This is a genomic window from Actinomycetota bacterium (assembly GCA_030684515.1).
Classification (GTDB): domain Bacteria; phylum Actinomycetota; class Actinomycetes; order S36-B12; family S36-B12; genus UBA11398.
Genome location: JAUXVJ010000025.1, coordinates 14,550 through 32,146, shown reverse-complemented (window position 1 = coordinate 32,146; position 17,597 = coordinate 14,550). Strand labels below are relative to the sequence as shown.

General features: G+C 59.7%; 11 protein-coding genes and 1 tRNA gene. 10 read left to right on the top strand and 2 right to left on the bottom strand.

The annotated features are described in order from the left end of the window. Positions 1 to 5: 5 nt before the first annotated feature. From Q8M73_11270 to Q8M73_11225, 10 genes are all read left to right on the top strand, one after another. Complete coding sequence (locus Q8M73_11270) at positions 6 to 1,058, top strand: PDZ domain-containing protein (protein ID MDP2289128.1); 1,053 nt, start codon at positions 6 to 8, stop codon at positions 1,056 to 1,058. A gap of 22 nt (positions 1,059 to 1,080) precedes the next feature. After that, on the top strand, positions 1,081 to 4,023 hold the full coding sequence (locus Q8M73_11265; protein MDP2289127.1) for a UPF0182 family protein: 2,943 nt from the start codon (positions 1,081 to 1,083) through the stop codon (positions 4,021 to 4,023). A gap of 160 nt (positions 4,024 to 4,183) precedes the next feature. Then, complete coding sequence (locus Q8M73_11260; GenBank protein MDP2289126.1) at positions 4,184 to 6,694, top strand: alpha/beta fold hydrolase; 2,511 nt, start codon at positions 4,184 to 4,186, stop codon at positions 6,692 to 6,694. Further along, positions 6,691 to 7,551, top strand: coding sequence for an ABC transporter permease subunit (locus Q8M73_11255; protein ID MDP2289125.1), 861 nt, complete (start codon positions 6,691 to 6,693; stop codon positions 7,549 to 7,551). The genes Q8M73_11260 and Q8M73_11255 overlap by 4 nt, the downstream gene beginning before the upstream one ends. Before the next feature lie 120 nt (positions 7,552 to 7,671). Next, a tRNA-Met gene (locus Q8M73_11250) sits at positions 7,672 to 7,745 on the top strand. 324 nt (positions 7,746 to 8,069) lie between these two features. After that, positions 8,070 to 8,561, top strand: a complete 492-nt coding sequence (locus Q8M73_11245; protein MDP2289124.1) for a hypothetical protein — start codon at positions 8,070 to 8,072, stop codon at positions 8,559 to 8,561. Next, entirely contained in the window at positions 8,561 to 10,615 is a 2,055-nt protein-coding gene (locus Q8M73_11240) for a helix-turn-helix domain-containing protein (protein ID MDP2289123.1), read from the top strand. Before Q8M73_11245 ends, Q8M73_11240 begins: the two co-directional genes overlap by 1 nt. Before the next feature lie 231 nt (positions 10,616 to 10,846). Then, entirely contained in the window at positions 10,847 to 13,903 is a 3,057-nt protein-coding gene (locus tag Q8M73_11235) for an SIR2 family protein (GenBank protein ID MDP2289122.1), read from the top strand. A 348-nt stretch (positions 13,904 to 14,251) separates the two neighbouring features. Beyond that, complete coding sequence (locus Q8M73_11230; protein MDP2289121.1) at positions 14,252 to 14,782, top strand: GNAT family N-acetyltransferase; 531 nt, start codon at positions 14,252 to 14,254, stop codon at positions 14,780 to 14,782. A gap of 51 nt (positions 14,783 to 14,833) precedes the next feature. Next, positions 14,834 to 15,769 (top strand): hypothetical protein, encoded by a 936-nt coding sequence (locus tag Q8M73_11225; GenBank protein ID MDP2289120.1) that lies wholly within the window; start codon positions 14,834 to 14,836, stop codon positions 15,767 to 15,769. Between the two features lie 106 nt (positions 15,770 to 15,875). Here Q8M73_11225 and Q8M73_11220 read toward each other — a convergent pair whose 3' ends face one another. Together Q8M73_11220 and Q8M73_11215 are read right to left on the bottom strand one after the other, a co-directional pair. After that, a complete protein-coding gene (locus Q8M73_11220) occupies positions 15,876 to 16,682 on the bottom strand; it encodes a hypothetical protein (protein ID MDP2289119.1) in 807 nt (268 codons plus the stop codon). Between the two features lie 70 nt (positions 16,683 to 16,752). Next, complete coding sequence (locus Q8M73_11215; protein MDP2289118.1) at positions 16,753 to 17,592, bottom strand: hypothetical protein; 840 nt, start codon at positions 17,590 to 17,592, stop codon at positions 16,753 to 16,755. Positions 17,593 to 17,597 lie beyond the last annotated feature (5 nt).

The following is a 17,597-nucleotide window of genomic DNA, read 5'->3' as shown; positions in this document are numbered from 1 at the left end:
TACCTATGTCCAAGCGCGCGCGAGTGCTGCTGTTGAGCGGGGCCAGTCTTGTCCTGCTGGTCTTGGTAGCGCTGCTGCTTCCCGTGCCCTTCATTCGCTTGGCGCCCGGACCGACCTTCAACGTCATCGGCGATATCGAAGGCAAGCCGGCCATTGCGATCACTGGCACCACCACCTACCCGACATCTGGTCAATTCGATATGACCACGGTTCTTGAGTCGGGCGGACCGCGCGGCGGCCTGACCTTTGTGGGAGCGCTGTCTTCTTGGTTCAACTCCTCAGATGCAGTGATTCCGCGTGAACTGATCTACCCCGATGACGTGTCGGGGGACGATGTTTCCGCGGAGCAGGCGGCGTTGTTCAGCTCTTCGGAATCAAATGCCACCGCTGCTGCGATGAGTTATCTGAACGAGCCGGTGACCGAACAGGCGATCGTCTCCTCGGTGACTGCGGGAGCGCCGGCCTCAGGATTACTTGAGCCCGGCGATGTCATCCTGGCGATAGATGGCACTTCAGTGACTGATCCAGGCGCAGTGAGCACCCTCGTGCGCAGTCAGCCAGTCGGCACCACTTTCACCTTCAAGGTCCAGCGTGATGGCAAGGAGCAAGAGGTCAAGGTCGCCTCAGCGCCCAGCCCTACTGATCCGAATATCCCGTACATCGGCATCGGCGTGGGGGTGATCTACCAGCCCGATTTCAGCATCTCCTTCAATGTTGGCAATGTCGGTGGCCCCAGTGCTGGCCTGATGCTCAGTGTGGGCATTGTCGACAAGCTCACCCCCGGCGAACTTGCTGCGGGACGCGTCATCGCGGGCACTGGCACCATCACGCCGGAAGGCGCCGTCGGGCCTATTGGGGGCATCAGGCAGAAGCTTGCTGGAGCAAGGACCAGTGGTGCGGAACTCTTTGTGATGCCAGCAGCGCACTGCAAAGAAGCAGCCGGTTATATCCCCGAAGGCCTCACCGTCACCCCTGTGAAGACCTTGGCCGAAGCCGTGTCGGCCATTGAGAATTGGACCGCGGGCAAGTCCGTTCCGGCCTGCCCTATGCAGCCCTGAGTGCCTGACATAGATTCTTCACGTGTCCTTCAATTTTCCCGGTGCCCGTGATCGCTCCAGTACGTCTACCGAGGAGCGCCGACGCCCCGGTGGAGTGCTCATCCCGACCATCGTCATCCTCGGTGTCATCGTGGTCGGATTCGTCATCTTCACCGGCTTCTACACGGATTTCCTGTGGTTTGATTCAGTAGACAAAGCAACAGTCTTCACTGTTCAACTCATCACCAAGGTGCTGCTGTTCGTCGTCTTCGGCGGACTGATGACAGTCTCGCTGCTGCTTGTGATGTGGTGGTCCTGGAAGTCGCGGCCCGAGTTCCGAGCAATGACTCCGGAGCAAGCAAGTCTTGATCGCTACCGCGAAGCCATTGATCCGTACCGAGGTCGCCTTGCCATCGGCTTGGCAATCGTCATGGGGCTCTTTGCTGGGTTGGCTGCTTCGTCTGAGTGGGACACCTACCTGCAATTTCGCAATTCAACTGACTTCGGCATCACTGATCCGCAGTTCGGCATGGACTTGTCCTTCTTCACCTTCACCCTGCCATTTGTGCAGTACGTGCTCGGCTTCGGATTCGCGGTGCTGGCACTAGCAATCATTGCCGCTGTGGTCGTGCAGTATCTCTACGGAGGCTTGCGCCTGCAGCCCAAGGGCGATCGTGCAACTCCTGGTGCACAAACACAGATCTCCATCCTGATCGCACTCGTGCTCTTCTTGAAGGCCGTCTCATACTGGTTTGATCGTTTCGCGCTCGATACCCAGAGTCAGTCACTTGTTGTGGGGTTCACTGGCTTGAAGTACACCGATGTGCACGCAGTGCTTCCTTCGCTCAACATTCTTACCTTCGTCTCCTTGATCGTGGGCCTGTTGTTCTTGATCAATGCCTTCCGTCGCGCTTGGGTCGTCCCGCTGATCGGGCTTGGCTTGATGGTGCTGACAGGCGTCGTCGTTGGTGTGCTCTACCCATTGTTCGTTCAGCAGTTCCAGGTACGACCAAGTGAACTCGTCAAGGAAGAGCCATACATCGCGCGCAACATTGAGGCCACTCGCAACGCCTATAACGTCGCAAGTGCGGAAGTGACGAATTACCCGGGGACTGTCGCGCCCCCTTCAGCGAAAGTCCTGGCTGCAAGCCAAGGAACACTGAGCAATATTCGTCTACTTGATCCCGCCATCGTTTCGCCGACGTACAACCAGCTCCAACAGGTCAGGGGGTATTACTCCTTCAATGACACACTCGACATTGATCGCTACTCCTTGGACAAGAAGCAGCGTGGAGCCGTGGTAGCTGTGCGAGAGATCAACCTGAATGGTATCTCCGAGGGGCAGCGCAACTGGACCAACGACCGCACCGTCTACACCCACGGCTACGGCTTCGTTGCGGCTTACGACAACACAGCCCAGTCAACCGGACAACCGGACTTCTTCGCCAGCAATATCCCGCCGACGGGGGCATTGCAGGCTGAGCAGCCGCGGGTCTACTTTGGCGAGAACTCGCCTTCGTACAGCATTGTCGGCGCACCAGAAGGCAAAGCGCCGGTCGAATTGGACTATCCCGATGACGCGAGCCCAACAGGGCAGAAGAACTACACCTACAAAGGCACCGGTGGCATCGCGATGGGATCGTTCTTCAATCGCCTGCTGTTCGCAACGAAGTTTCAGGATTCCAACATCATCCTGTCTGACCTCGTGAATTCAGAGTCGCGAATTCTTTACGATCGTGATCCGCTCACACGTGTCAGCAAGGTTGCGCCATGGTTGACTCTTGATCAAGATCCTTATCCCATCGTTGCTGATGGCGGCATCAAGTGGGTCGTCGACGGATACACCACGTCGAACAACTATCCATATTCAAGTCGCGTCTCGCTCTCGGATGCAACAAGCGATTCCCTCAACACGCGAACAATTGGCAACGGCATCACGCCGATCGATCAGATCAACTACATGCGCAACTCCGTCAAGGCTGTGGTCGATGCATACGACGGCACGGTCACGCTGTATGCGTGGGACGCATCCGATCCGGTGCTGCAGACGTGGATGAAGGTATTTCCAGACACCGTCCAGCCTCGTGCGGCAATGTCTGCTGATGTGCTTTCCCACGTGCGTTATCCGCAGGATGTGTTCAAGGTTCAGCGTACGATCTTGAGTCGCTACCACGTGACTGATCCGGTCACCTTCTACAACGGCACGGATGTGTGGATCGTTCCCTTTGATCCGACGATATCGCCCGCTCAGGTGTTCCAGCCTCCGTACTACCTGACATTGCAGATGCCAGGGCAGTTGGCGCCAGCATTCTCGTTGACGACCACATTCGCGCCATCTCGTCGGCAGACTCTTGCCGGATTCATGGCCGTCAGTTCTGATCCGCTCAAGGACTACGGCAAAATTCGTGTGCTTCAACTGCCGAGCAACACCACAATTCCCGGACCGCAGCAGGTACAGAACACCTTCGAGTCAGACCCGCAGGTCTCCTCGCAGCTGTCGCTACTGCGCCGAGGCGGTTCTGAAGTTGAGCTCGGCAATCTGCTGTCGCTGCCATTTAATGACGGACTGCTCTACGTCGAACCGGTCTATCTGCGCGCGGCGTCTGATGGCTTCCCGCTGCTGCAGAAGGTGCTCGTTGGATATGGCCAGAACGTGGCCTTGGAAGACACTCTTGTCGAAGCATTGAACAAGGTCTTCTCGATCTCACCGGATTCCGGTGTCGATGCGATTCCGAGCAAGGGAGACATCACTTCTGAGGGCTCCACGAAACCAAGCCCCACTCCCTCGGCAACTGCCAATGGCACAGCTGAGTCACAATTGAGTGAGGCTTTGGCTGATGCGCAGAGGGCATACGATTCCGGACTTGCAGCGCTCGCTAAGGGTGACTTCACTGCGTACGACGAAGCGCAGAAGCGACTTGCTGCCGCGCTGAAGCGTGCGGCGATAGCGCAAGCCAAGCTCACGGGGCCCAGCTCAGCAACCTGATCGAGTGCTTAGCTTGCCCAAGACACTGGTCCCTGATTCGGGCTTGGGTCTCAAATGTGGCAGGGTGCTTTAGACATCAGTGGTTGCGCTGCTTGCGCCATAGGAGTGTTGGAGTCACCGAAATGCTGAGCACTGTCATGGTCACCGCGGAACGGTGCCTATGAAGGTAGCACTTGCCTCGCTGCCCAGTTGTCGGCTTTTCAAGTCGTGGCGCAAAACAGGTGCCGTTGCATTGACACTGATGCTGACGCTGGGTGCATGTTCCAGCGCCGACGACACGCGAGAATTGCGCATCCCCGGAGGTCCCCAAAGTTCAACCAATGCTGAACCAGTCTCTTTAGACGCGACGATCTATAGCCCGGCAAACAGCCCGGCGCCGGCATTGGTGTTGGCGCATGGCTTCGGTGGCAGCAAAGCTGATCTTGACGAACGCGCTCGGGGCTTCCGCGATCGAGGCTTTGTGGTGCTGACCTACTCGGCCCGTGGATTTGGCGCCTCTACCGGAAAGATCTCAATGAACGCGCCGAAGTTTGAGGTGGCTGATGCGCGGGCGGTGATTGATTTCCTGGCGGATCAGTCCGATGTCACCCAAGACAGTGTTGGCAATCCCAGAGTCGGTATTGCTGGTGGCTCCTATGGGGGTGCGCTCGCATTGCTCACCGCTGGATACGACTCCAGGGTCGATGCCATCGCTGCCGACATCACTTGGAATGACCTTGAATCCTCGCTGTTGGGCCAATCGGCAGACGTCGCAACTCAGGCTCCGGGCGTCTTCAAGTCGCTGTGGGCAGGTTCCTTCTTCGGCTCGGGAGTCGTCAATCGAGACGGATCAGTGACCGAATGCGGGCGCTTCACAACCCCGTGGTGCCGTGCCTACAACGAAGCCGCCGCCGACGGCGTGGTGTCGTCTGCCTCACGTGAGCTGATGGCTGCTTCGTCTCCGTCCAGCGTCACCAATCGCATCACCGTGCCAACGCTCATCGGGGCTGGTCAGTCGGATTCACTCTTCCCCATCGCGCAGGCAAACGCGAACGCCGAACAGATCTTGGCGGCTCATCCCCAAACTCCGGTCAAGATGGTCTGGCACGGCGGTGGTCACGATGGCGGTCTGGACGAGTCTGAGCGATTACAGGAGATGACCGCCGGCTGGTTCGGCAGTTACCTGATGGGAGAGCAGGGGAGCACCACTGATTTCGAGGTCACCGACACTTCCGGTGGCATCGATGTCCAGAGTTCGCGCGCTGCCGCGACGATCCTGCAAGCCCCGACCTACCCCGGCATTCATGGGAGCAGTCAGCAGTCAATCCCGCTGGCCGGTTCCAAGCAGCGTGTTCGCGCACCAGCTGGTGGAGTTCCGGCGGCCGTCACCAGTGTTCCCGGCATTGGCAGTCGCGTGAGCGCGGTGCTGCCCAATTCAATCCCGGGCCAGGCGGCTTCCTTCGACTCGGCGCCGCTTCGCGCCCCGCTCACGCTGATCGGTGCGAGCACAGTCAACATCAAGGTTGCCGCTGTCGATGCAGGCGCCAGCGACGAAGTCGCGCTGTTCGCGTCGCTGCGGATCGTCAGTGCGAATGGACGACAGTCACTTCCGAGCGGACTTGTTTCGCCAATCCTGCTGAACTCCCTGGGCACTGCGCCTCAGACCATCACCGTCGAACTCCCAGCTATCGTTGCCACAGCTGAAGCGGGCGACAGCTTGCGCTTAGTTGTCTCCACCACCGACTTTGCGTATCGACTTCCAGTGCAGCCTCGGCTGTACGACATCGCTCTGGCTGGCGGTCCTCTCACCATCCCGCAGGTTGATGTCCAGCCCGTTTCGACCGGCCCGGTGGCGTATTGGTGGCTGGTGGGTGCGGCAGTGATCGTGTTGGCCATCGCGCTGCTGCTGGGCAGATTGCGACCACGTCGCCCAGCAGATGATTCTCATGTCAGCACGCATCCGCTCGTCATCACCTCACTCACCAAGCGCTACAACGATGACTATCTCGCCGTCGATGACCTGACATTCACCGTTCCGGCAGGAAGTATCCTGGGACTGCTCGGACCCAATGGCGCCGGCAAGACAACGACGATGCGAATGGTGATGGGCCTCATCACTCCAACCAGCGGTGCGATTCACGCGTTTGGTTCACCGGTGTATCACGGAGCGCCAGTGCTGGCGCGCATCGGTGCGCTGGTTGAGGGTCCGGGCTTCCTGCCACATCTCACCGGTCGCCAGAACCTTGATCTGTACTGGCGAAGCGCAGGACGTGGTGCCGATGATCCAGGTCTGCACGAAGTGCTGGAGATCGCCGATCTTGGAACGGCGATTGACAAGAGAGTCCGTACCTACAGCCAAGGCATGCGCCAGCGGCTGGGCATCGCCCAAGCAATGCTCGGCCGTCCTGACCTGCTGTTACTCGATGAGCCGACCAACGGGCTGGATCCACCGCAGATCAAGGCCATGCGTGATGTGCTCCGCCGTTATGCCGAATCCGGGCGAACGGTAATCATCTCCTCGCATCTGCTCAGCGAGGTCGAGCAAACCTGTACGGATGTGGTGGTGATGCATCGAGGTCGACTCTTGGGCGCTGGAAGTGTTGCCGAATTGCTCGGCGATACGGCTGGCACCCGACTTGAAGACGTGTTCCTTGAAATCGTCGGCGACGACCTGACAGTGGGACAACCATGACAACCCAGCACAGCGACGTGACGTATGTGCCGAGAATAACGCTGCCATTGCGAGTGGAGTTCGTTCGTCAACTCAGGCGTAGGCGAACGGTGGTTGCCTACGCTCTTGTAGTTGCGCTGCCAATACTGGTGGCATTGGCGATGAAGTTCGGTGGCAACGCAAGGGCCTCAACTCGACCCGGGGCGCCAGTGGATCTCGTCAGCCTTGCCACAGCCGGAGCGGCGAACTTCACCCTGACGATGCTCTTCTTCTCGGCGGGCTTCCTGCTGCTAGTGATCGTCGCTCTGTTCTGCGGTGACACCGTGGCAAGTGAAGCGTCATGGTCAAGCCTGAGATATCTCCTTGCAGCGCCGGTTCCGCGACGGCGTTTACTCAAGCAGAAGCTCATCGTCGGGCTAGTGCTCTCGCTCGGCGCTATTGCGATATTGCCTGTTGTTTCCTATCTCATCGGACTCATCGCCTTCGGTTCTGGACCATTGGGCTCGCCGTTGGGTTTGAGTTTTTCGTTCGGCGGAGGGCTGATGCGGATCGCTGCAATTGCTCTGTATGTGTTCGTCTCATTGCTCTTCGCGGCCGGCGTCGCGTTCCTGATGTCAGTGCTCACCGACGCACCGCTTGGCGCAGTTGGTGCGGCAGTCGTCGTGGTCATTGTGAGCAATGTGCTCAACGCCATTGATGCGTTGGGGTCACTCAGGGAGTGGCTGCCCACCCACTACTCGCAGGCCTGGCTCGGACTGCTTTCATCGGATATCGACTGGACGAGCCTGGCTCGCGGGGCCTCGTATTCGGTAGTGGTCTTCGCGCTGTGCGTTGGTGTCGCAGTCTTCGTGTTCGATCGCAAAGACATCGTCGCGTGAAGTCCAGCAGCTAGGCCTGCAGCTCGGAGGCAGGCGTTGGGGAAGCGAAAGACTCCTTGGGTGCACCCCCATTAGGAGTCACGGGAGCTTTCCCGTATTCTTCTCAAGCCGAAAGGTCACCGCGGGGTGGAGCAGCTCGGTAGCTCGCTGGGCTCATAACCCAGAGGTCACAGGTTCAAATCCTGTCCCCGCTACTTTCCAAAGGTTCAGACCCCCCTCATTGAGGGGGGTCTGTCCTATTTTGACCCTATTTTCTGCACCCCTCGCCGGGGCAAAGTAGGCGGAAAGTGTGCGATAAGTAGGCGGACTCCAGGGGCACTATGCCCCCCTTGCACCCCCATGCCTGCACCACCAGCGCACGAGGCAATCCACCCGATCCTGCACACCCGCTGCCCCGGCTCCCGGTGCAGCCCAGGGCACTTTGCACCCGCTGCACCCCCAAGGCGCGCCTGCCGTGCTCGTTCTCCTCCCTGATGGCCAGTCCCCGCCAGACCGCCATTCCAGACGAAGGAGACCCCATGAACGACCCATGCGTCCTCGAACTTGCGAGGTACCGAGGCCCTCACACCGTTGACCTACTGAACAGCGCCGCTGCGAACGTCAAGGAGGCCAACGACATGACCATTACCGCCGTCGATATCACCGCCGAATTGGGCCGGCTGGATGCAGCTCATGCCTGCGCGGTCAGTGTCGACACGATCAAGCGCCGGCTCAAGGCCGGTGCCTTCCCGCATGCCCGTCAGGTCGGCCTGGACCGATCTTGGGCGATTCCCGTGCGCGACCTCGTCGATGCCGGACTCCTGCCTGCATCAGCCCTGGCCCTACCCGCGACGCCAACTGCGGCGCGCTTGGCAGCCGAGCCTCGAAGTCCAGGCCTCCCCGGAGGCCCTACCAGCACCCAGCTCGCGGAAGCCTTGGCTGAGAACCGCGGCCTGCGAGCCGAACTTGCCCGCGCCCAAGACGAGATCGCATTCCTGCGTCAGCTCGTCGCAGGCGGGAGGGCTGCCTGATGTCACGCGCACTGACTGGCTCCGTCGTCTCTCGTCCCGGCGGACGATTCCAGGCCTCCATACGCATCGCCACCGGATCGCCGCAGCGGCACTACGAGCTGTTCGACACCAAGGCACAAGCCAAAGCCTGGTGCGCACTGGCAGCAGCGAATGTCACCGCGGGCCTGCCCCTGCCATCGCGGGATGCAGTCCTCGGCGAAAGCGATCCGACCCGTAGGTCGCGCAAGCCATCTGAGACCTTGCCGATCCCCGAACCACGCGTACGCATGACAGTCACGCAAGTGACCGACGCTTGGTTCCACGAGGTCTACGTGGACGGACGCAGCGGCGGAGCCGACCGGGCGAACACGGTGCGAGCGATGCTCAATCGACGCGTGGTGCCGTTCCTCTCGCCGATATTCGACGCCGGCCAATCACTGACCAGGGATGCGTACCGCACCTATCTCGGCGATCTGGGTCGTCCTTCGGACGTTCTTGAGGTCGGCCGACGCGGACCGAAGACAAGCGAGGGACTCAGCCAGGACACGTTGTCCGACGTCCGGCGCTGTCTTGACGCAGTGATCAAACTCGGCGCTGCCATGGGCGCATGGGAGCTGTCCTTCAACCTCGCCGACGTGCGCACACCGCGATCCAGGCGCAAGGCCTCTCCGAAGGCCGCAAGCTTGAGCATCGGTGATGTGGCGCGCATCGCCGAGCACATGCACGCCGTCCACCAGATCACGCTGTGGACCTGCCGCATCTTGACGCTTCGACTGGGCGAGGCATACGGCATGCGCGTGGCGGACTTGATCCCACTTGGTGACGGAACTGGACGTGGCCTGCTGTGGCTACATGCCCAAGGGGGAAGGAAGTTCCATGCCTTCGAGGGCGAGAACATCGTGCGTACCTTCCACAAGGAAGGCATGAAACACGGGTACAGCGAACGTATGCAGCTCGTCCCCTTCCAACTCATGCGGCTCTACGGCCACGTCATTGACGTGTTCCACACCGACCCCGAAACCGGCCAGGTCGACCAAAGTGCTCGAATCGTGCCGGGGATGGTCGCATCGGACAGCGGAGGGCAAGAGACCTTTCGGTTGGCCCTCAAGCGAGCTGCGGAAGACGCAGGAGTCACCACCTCGACTCTCAACGGTTTCGCTCGCACGGCCTTGCGGCTTCCCAACCCGAAGGATCTGCGCTCATCTGCAATCACAGACCTCGAATGGATACCAGGGCTGGATCCGACAGCGCTGCGTCGCTATGCGGGACATGCCCCAGGAACCGACGTGCACGCCCTTCACTATGTCGCCGATCAGCCTGTCAACGACAAGATCGTCAGGGTCTGCAAGGCCATGGAGGACCTCATCGATCGCGAACTGCCAACTGGCCTACTAGTCCCCACTGCCAGACGGTGTACGACCGGTGCTCAGCCCCTGCTGGCGGTGCGAAGTGAACAGATAGACGCGCGACTAGTCGAGCATGGTTGGCTTGTTATTGGCGACGACGAACCTGACGACCCTTGGCTCAGCATCGAAGACGTAGCGGAGTTCCTCAAGCGTGGACTGCCGACAGTGCGACGTTGGGCACGCGAGGGACGCATCGAAGCCAGCCTTGGGAAAGTCACCGGTGGAACGCACCAGGGACACCGCATCCGACGCAGTGCTGCGCTGAGATTCGCAAGAACTGAGATGCAGCGCACCACTCTGGTGGATCTAGAGGAGAACACCGGCGTCAGCTACCACCGCTTGTACAACTGGATCAAGCGCTTCTCACTCGAGATCGAGCCGGGCGGAGAGCGAAGCATCTACATTCCGCGAGGCTCCATTGCCGAACTTGAGCGTCTCATCGCGCTCGAGCGAGAGCTGCAAGCCCAAGGGATGCCCTTTGCTGAGGCCGCACACCTCCTTGGCGTGCAGTCGCGAACCATCGAGTCGCGCGTGCTGCTCGGCACGTTGGACGAGTTGCCTGCTCGGGGACCAGATGGAACGCGATACGTCACAAGAAGGAGCCTGCAGCGAGTCGTCAATCGTCCAGAGCTCATGACGTTGCGCCGGCAGAAGCGCAAAGGAAGATGAATGTAGGCAGGACTCTCCGATTCTGATCGGAGGACCGAACAGCACAATTGGCACACGTGGCAAGACTTGGCGAATAAGAGCGTGGACCGGGCTGGACGTGAAGGGCCCCTAGCGTTTGATGCATCTTCCGCGCAGCTGTGGCTTGCTCATGAGTCTTGACGCTACGTCGTCTGATTTGTAGGAGTCCTGCCCTAGGCTCAGCACACCCTGAAGGAATCGAGGTCGCTTCCAATGGATTTGCCGCTTGGACTAGTTGGTGCTCTCGAGGCCGGCGAATGCGTGCTGTTCTTGGGCTCTGGAGTGGGGTACAACCTCACAGCACCGAACGGTGACCACGCGCCAGATGGTGGACAACTGGCCGTGATGCTTGCCGCCAAATTCGGCTTCGATGTAGGTCTGGAACCGGATCTAGCTCAGGCTGCGCAACTCGTGGAACAGCGCCATGGGAGGGCCAAGCTGGTGGCCTTTCTCGAGGAAGCGCTGACGGATTTGGAGCCTGATGAAAATCTGCGCTGGCTTGCCTCACTAACCTGGAAGGCAATCTTCACTACCAATTATGATCGCGGAATTGAACGGTCTTACGAGTTGACGACCGATCCAACGCAGCAGCCAGTCGTTATCGGGGCGAATTCGGAAGTCAAGGGGTGGGATCCTAGATTTCAAGTACCAGTTTTTCATCTACACGGCAGTCTGTTTTCTGACGAGGCAAAGGGATCGATTCTCGTCACCGAACAAGATTACGCGCGATTCAGAGATCGACGGCAGATGCTCTTCGATCATCTGCGAATGTCATTCGCCACCACGCCAATCCTTTATGTCGGGTACAGCCACCGCGACGCAAACTGGCGCATGATCTCTGCTGAGCTGAGAGCAGAGTTCGCTCCGAATAAGCCGCCACCATCGTACAGAATCGCCCCTAATACGCCTGAGATCGATGCCGAGATTCTTAGCGCACAAGACATTACGACAATCGACGGAAATCTAGAGGAACTGCGAGTCGCCGTTCAGACCAGGATTGGCGACATTCGAGTTAGTCCACACAATCTCGACGCTATGGCTGCTCGGATTCCATCGGATCTGCGCGATCTATTTGCCGATTCTCCCGTGGCTGTGAGTCGGCTTCTCAACGCTTGGGACTATGTCAACCAAGCCGACTTCGGAGCAACTCCTAACACCGATGCTTTCCATCGTGGAGACCGCGCAAATTGGAGCCTCATTGGTCGTGGGCTGAACTTCCAGCGCGACATTGAAGAGTCACTAGTTGAGCAGCTAGTCGAGTTTGCTACCGACCCAAGCCCTCGAGTCACGAGCCAAATCGTCCTCGGATCCGCGGGATATGGCACTTCGACGCTGTTGATGGCCGTCGCTGCCTGGTTTGCGCAGAACAAGGTGGGGACAACATTGTTCCTTCGGCCTGGGATGACCCCCAGCCCCGCTGATGTTGAGTACGCGGCGCGCTACTTTCCGTCGCCGATCGTCTTCTGTGTTGACAACGCCGCTGACTACGAACGCGAACTGTCCGAGATTGGCAAGCTTCTAGCAGCACTGAAGATACCCGCGTTCCTACTCTTGGGAGAGCGACTCAACGAGTGGCGTCAGTGTCGGCCGACCCTGCGACCACAGGAGTTTACGCTAGAACAACTATCCGACGACGAGATCGTCCGTCTTGTGGATTCGCTCGAACGTACCGGCTCGTTGGGGAAGCTCGCACCTCTCGATGCAGATCTGCGATTCGCAGCGATCAAGGTCAGGAACAAGCAGGATCTCTTGGTAACTATGCGCGAAGCAACAGAGGGCAAGGCCTTTGACGCGATTATCGAGGATGAGTTCAGAGGCATACAAGACGAACGCGCGCGATACCTATACGGCCTCGTGTGTGCGTTTACTCGGGGACGCGCGTTAGCGCGCGACATGCTTTGCGCCGAAGCACTCGGGATAGGCGCAACCGACCTTTACCAAGTCATGGCTGGTGGACTCGAAGGCATATTGGTTTGGGAAACGATCGATGAAGCGCGGGGACTCGAGGCTCTGCGGGCCCGTCACCAAATAATTGCTGACATCGTTTGGAATAGGTGTCTCGGCCGAAATGAGCACGAGCGAACCTTGTTGACAGTTCTCGATGCGCTCAATCTCACGTTTGGCGTCGATGTGAAGGCGTTCGAGGCCTTCACGAGGGACGAGGTGGCTGTTGACAGCCTACAAACGTTGGAGGCCAAAACTAGATTCTTCGAACTTGCCTGTCGGAAAGACCCTACAAATGGGTACGTTCGACAGCATTACGGACGGATGCTGCTCCGTGAAGACAAACTTGAGCTTGCGCTATCCGAGGTTGAAAGAGCATTGGAGCTTGAGCCAAAATCCCGCGCTATAAACCACACTCGCGGCGTCATCCTTCGAGACATGGCACTAGCAGCTACAACGCCAGAAGTTGCGCGTCGACGCCTCGCACAGAGCGAGGATGCATTTGAAGGAGCCCTGCGACAGAATCCTCGTGACGAATATTCGTATCAGTCCTTAGCTGAGTTGTATCTTGACTGGGCCAGTCAGTCCTCCAGCGATGAGGAAGCAGTCGACTATCTAAACCGGGCCCAAGAAGTAGTTTTCCGAGGTCTTCAAAAGGTACGACAGCGGGAAGGCCTCTACCTAGTTTCATCAAAAGTTGAGGCTGCTGTTGGAAATGCACCTGCACGGTTAGGAGCCCTTAGACAGGCGCTGGCAGCAGCACCGACAAGCCCGGTCGCCCGATTCATGCTCGGCTCGTTCCTACGTCGAAATGGGCAACTCGACCAAGCGTCCAGTGTGCTTCTCGAAGGTCTCACAACACATCCGGACGATCCACATCTGGCGTTGGAGCTTGCGCGGGCATACGACGATGCAGGACGCGAATATGCTGATTCGATTGCGGTGATGCACCTTGCGCGTATGAACGGGGCCCGAGATCCACATTTCGTCGCCACGTATGGGGGCATGTTGACCATGGCCACACACTTTGATGAAGCCAACGATGTTTGGAAACGAGCGGCGGATCAAGGATTTTCGTTCGCAGATGCAAACCGGATTGGGTATCGGCCACGTAAGTCCGGTGCTGTCTTGAAGTTGACAGGACGGATGACTGGAGTCCGGGCGGGATACGCATTCCTATCGACTCCTGGGCTTCCAAACTTCTTTTGTCCGGGTCCCAAGTTTGGCGCCTACAAGCCTGGCGAAGGCGACGTTGTCGAGTTCGAACCGGCATTCTCAGCACGCGGCCCAGTCGCGGCTTCCATTACTCCTCCATCCGGCGATTGAGGGACTCAGCGAAAGTTACCTTCGACAGGTCTGTGGAAGGGGAAAGACAAGAAGTTCGGCATGGTCTAACCGGACGGCTCAAGGGTGCATGCTCTGTAACACAGCACCCGCAAACTGCATTGGGGCTTCCTTAGTCCCGTAATGAGTCTTGGCCTGCTGGCGCCGGGACCGTGCATTTCTTCTGTGCCCGAGGACCGAGTGCCACAGATTGCACTCGAGCGAGTTGGCGCCTACGACTGTGGCATCGTGAATAGCCGTCGGGTGATGGCGTCCGCTTTCAAGACTTCCGAGAATGCGGGCCAAATGGACCGCTGTTTGAGTTGAGCCCGTTGGAATTAGTCTTTGTGAGTGGCAACGCATGAATCCGTCAGCCTTCGTTTACCTAGGCCGGACGACGAGGTCATCGTGAGTCTGGCCCAAGCCGAGCTTGCCACCGAGAGTTTCCAGTTCGTCTTCCAAGGCCCCAACGAACCCTGGACTGCCTACGTTGAGCAAGTCTTGCGGCACAGCCAAGGTGTCGACCTGTCACCTGGACGGGTTCCAGCGACGTTCTTGTTCGCTGAAGTCAATGGCGAGGTCGTCGGTCGAGTCTCAATAAGACACGAGCTGAACGACTACCTCGAACGTTTCGGGGGCCACATCGGCTACGCGGTGCGCCCTGCATACCGTCGACGTGGTTACGCCACAGCCATCTTGCGCCAATCGCTGGAGATCGCCCATGCACTAGGGCTGAAACGGGTGCTCCTGATCTGCGACGACTCCAATACGGCCTCGATCCGAACGATCGAGTCCTGCCACGGCGTTCTCGAACGACTGGACACCTCCAGCGAGGGTCGACCGAGCCGTCGCTATTGGATCGAACTGGGTCAAGCCACGTAGCGCTACGAGATACACCAGACCTTGACCTAACTCGACTCCTAAGGTTTGGGGATGGGTGGTCGGGGCGGCGATGCGGAGCGGCGGGTACTGCGCGAACTACCGGCTGGCGCAATCGAAGCGCTAGAGCGAGACCTCTCGCCCACTGATCTCAGCACGCTCCTGTTGGCAGTTGCTCGTGCGCGCTCCTCCACTGTTCAGCCATCTGACCTCCTGCGCCGCTGGCAGGCAGACCGGTTCGTGCGTCCGTCCACAGCAGATCCGCGCGAATTGACCAACCTCGAAGCTCGTATTTGGCGGATGCTCCCAGCGGACGTGTCAGGAGTAGAACTATCGCCGGTCGCACCTCTTGGAACCTCCGCTGCTGTGTCCTCCATCAGCCAGAATCGCGTCGTCTCCACCGTTCGAGGCACGGAGGTGGTCAGCGATTCCACCAACGCACTCGCGCTCGAGGCCGCAATACGCAGACGCACCGAGGGTCGCGCGAGCACGGTCCATCTCGCCACCGCTCATCGGCAATTGCGCGCGCAATACTTCGGCGAGGGAATGCCTGCGCACTTCCGGCTCTTCGCCCTCGTCTCTAGCGCCCGGGACACAGGCACCGGCCGGACCGAAGCTCGACTAGTCGAGAAGCAGATCAGATTCTGGCTGGCCGTACTACGCGAGTTCATCCCCGATGCACTACCGCGCGTGGAACTCACCTACTGGGACGAAGGTCGAGCCGCAAGTTCTGTGCGTGACCACGTTCGCGACTGGATCGGTCGCGAGGACTTGGGCCACATGGTGGTCGAGGTTCCCGAGCGCACCCACGCCCACGGCTACTACGAGGGCGTCGCGCTCCGGCTCACCGCGCTTGATGGACATCTGAACCTCGGCGACGGCGGCCTGACGAGATGGACCGCCCAACTACTCGGCGACGCGAAGGAGCGCTGCCTCGTTTCATGTATCGCGACCGAGCGACTTCTTAGCCTCGTATCAGCCGCCAGGTAACGCTCTCAGCATTGGCGTGAGGCCGTAGCCCTACAGGGTCCGGCAGGATTGGCAACTCCCAATACAAATTATGTCTCCATTCACTGGAGGGACTGCTAATTGGTGCTCAGCCAGCGATTTGCATTCCAGGGCCCCCGTGAAGGCCAATTAACTTGGACGATTGCGCGGGTTTGATTGCCGCACCCCGTGATCGCGCGTCCAACCGATCTGCGAGAACGCTTGCGTCCCCTATCGAGCACTTCACGCTGTAGATATAGGTGATCCGTTCCTCGAGTATCGCAACTGTCGGCGGGTTCGCGTCCATTCGGTCAAGCCACAGCAGCGCGTGAACCTTCGGCGACGGGCTCACGATCCGAGGGCGCAGCATTGGATCCTGTGCGTAGATGATGGGCTGATTGCCTTCATCGGGACGCATTGCGGATGCAGCTACGGAGGTTGCGTGGTGGCGGAGGAGCTGGCGGGTCGGGACTCGCTGCTGTCCGCGTATGGCCAAGATGCAGTCGTAGACCTGTGCTTGTTCGAGGGTGAAGTTGGGTTCGACACCGGAGGCCAGCAGCTGGTCGCATGCTTGGGATTCGGTTGCTGCGATGTGCTGCAGGACCCGCTCGGCTTCGGCGATGCTGGCGCCCGTGTGGCGGGCGTAGGTGGCTGGATCCATAGTGATGCCGGTGGGGTTTGCGTCGGCTACCGGTGAGCGCAGCACTTGGTACAGCAATGCGTCAGCTTCGCCGATGACCCGCTCGCGTGGGTAGGTGGCTTTGCGTACGGCGGCGTCCATGACAGCTTCTGCTAGTTGCGCGAATGCTGGGTCTGGGCAGGTGGATAGGGCAGCGGCGAGTTGGTCAGGGTCGCAGTGGTTCAGGGCGGCGACGATGTCAGCAGGTCTGATGGGTCTTGGGTCGATGGTGTTCACGGGTACCTCCGGGTCGGGTCGGATGGTGCTTCTGCCTTATCAACGGCGCGACCCCTTTGGTACCTCGCATTTACGACGCCATTTCGCAGGCTCCCCACCCTTGGGGTGCTGCGATCTGCCTGCGGGGAGCGTGACTTCGCGTGCTGCGGACGGAGTCGCGGATCGCTTGGGAGTCCTGCAGTAGCCAAGGTTCGACTCGCATCTTGCGGGCGATTTCGACCATGCGTCGCTCTTGGCGGGCTGGGGGCTTGATGTGCAGGGTGCGCCAGTGGGCGAGGTTCACCGGGGACGTGGTGACGAGTTCGATCACCTCATGGGTCCAGCCCCATTCGTGCAGGACGGGTACCAGGTGCGGCCAGGAATTCGGACCTTGCAGGTCCAGGCGCAGGAGCTCCATGTCGGTGGGGCAGCCTGGGCAGCGCACTGGGATTCCAAAGCATGAGGCGACCCGTTCGAGGGCGGCTTCGATGCCTGGGTGGACGGAACGCCCGGGTCGCTTGCGGGGGATGGCCAGCATCTCCAGGTGCGCCAATGTCCAACCGAGATCTGCGAGAAGGTCGAAGATCCCGATGGTTGGGGAGAACGGTGACGGTGCTGGTTCGATGGCGGCAAGGTCGCCGTCTTCGGTCAGGGGAATGGTCCGTTTGTAACGGCTGGCGGACTCATGGGCTTGTGCTGCGGCGTTCTTTGCGGCGAGGGTCAGCAGCGCGGCTGGGTTCGCGTGGGTGGTCAGGCGGGTGCGGATGGCTCCGCCGGGCATGAGGCGTTCTGTGAGCAGGATGGTGACGTCGCCGGCGATGTCCGGATCGCCTCGCGAGACGCTTTGCGCCAGTGCCAGGAGGACGCGGGCCGCGGCTGGGGTCGTCAGGTCTGGGTCGTTGATCAGTGATTCCAATTCGTCGTTGCGCATGGCGT

What these genes read in the sequence shown, in the direction of transcription:
- Q8M73_11270 (MDP2289128.1), top strand. Translation starts at nt 6, where the DNA reads ATGTCCAAGCGCGCGCGAGTGCTGCTGTTGAGCGGGGCCAGTCTTGTC.
- Q8M73_11245 (MDP2289124.1), top strand. Translation starts at nt 8,070, where the DNA reads ATGAACGACCCATGCGTCCTCGAACTTGCGAGGTACCGAGGCCCTCAC.
- Q8M73_11240 (MDP2289123.1), top strand. Translation starts at nt 8,561, where the DNA reads ATGTCACGCGCACTGACTGGCTCCGTCGTCTCTCGTCCCGGCGGACGA.
- Q8M73_11225 (MDP2289120.1), top strand. Translation starts at nt 14,834, where the DNA reads ATGGGTGGTCGGGGCGGCGATGCGGAGCGGCGGGTACTGCGCGAACTA.
- Q8M73_11215 (MDP2289118.1), bottom strand. Translation starts at nt 17,592, where the DNA reads ATGCGCAACGACGAATTGGAATCACTGATCAACGACCCAGACCTGACG.
- Q8M73_11235 (MDP2289122.1), top strand. Translation starts at nt 10,847, where the DNA reads ATGGATTTGCCGCTTGGACTAGTTGGTGCTCTCGAGGCCGGCGAATGC.
- Q8M73_11260 (MDP2289126.1), top strand. Translation starts at nt 4,184, where the DNA reads ATGAAGGTAGCACTTGCCTCGCTGCCCAGTTGTCGGCTTTTCAAGTCG.
- Q8M73_11255 (MDP2289125.1), top strand. Translation starts at nt 6,691, where the DNA reads ATGACAACCCAGCACAGCGACGTGACGTATGTGCCGAGAATAACGCTG.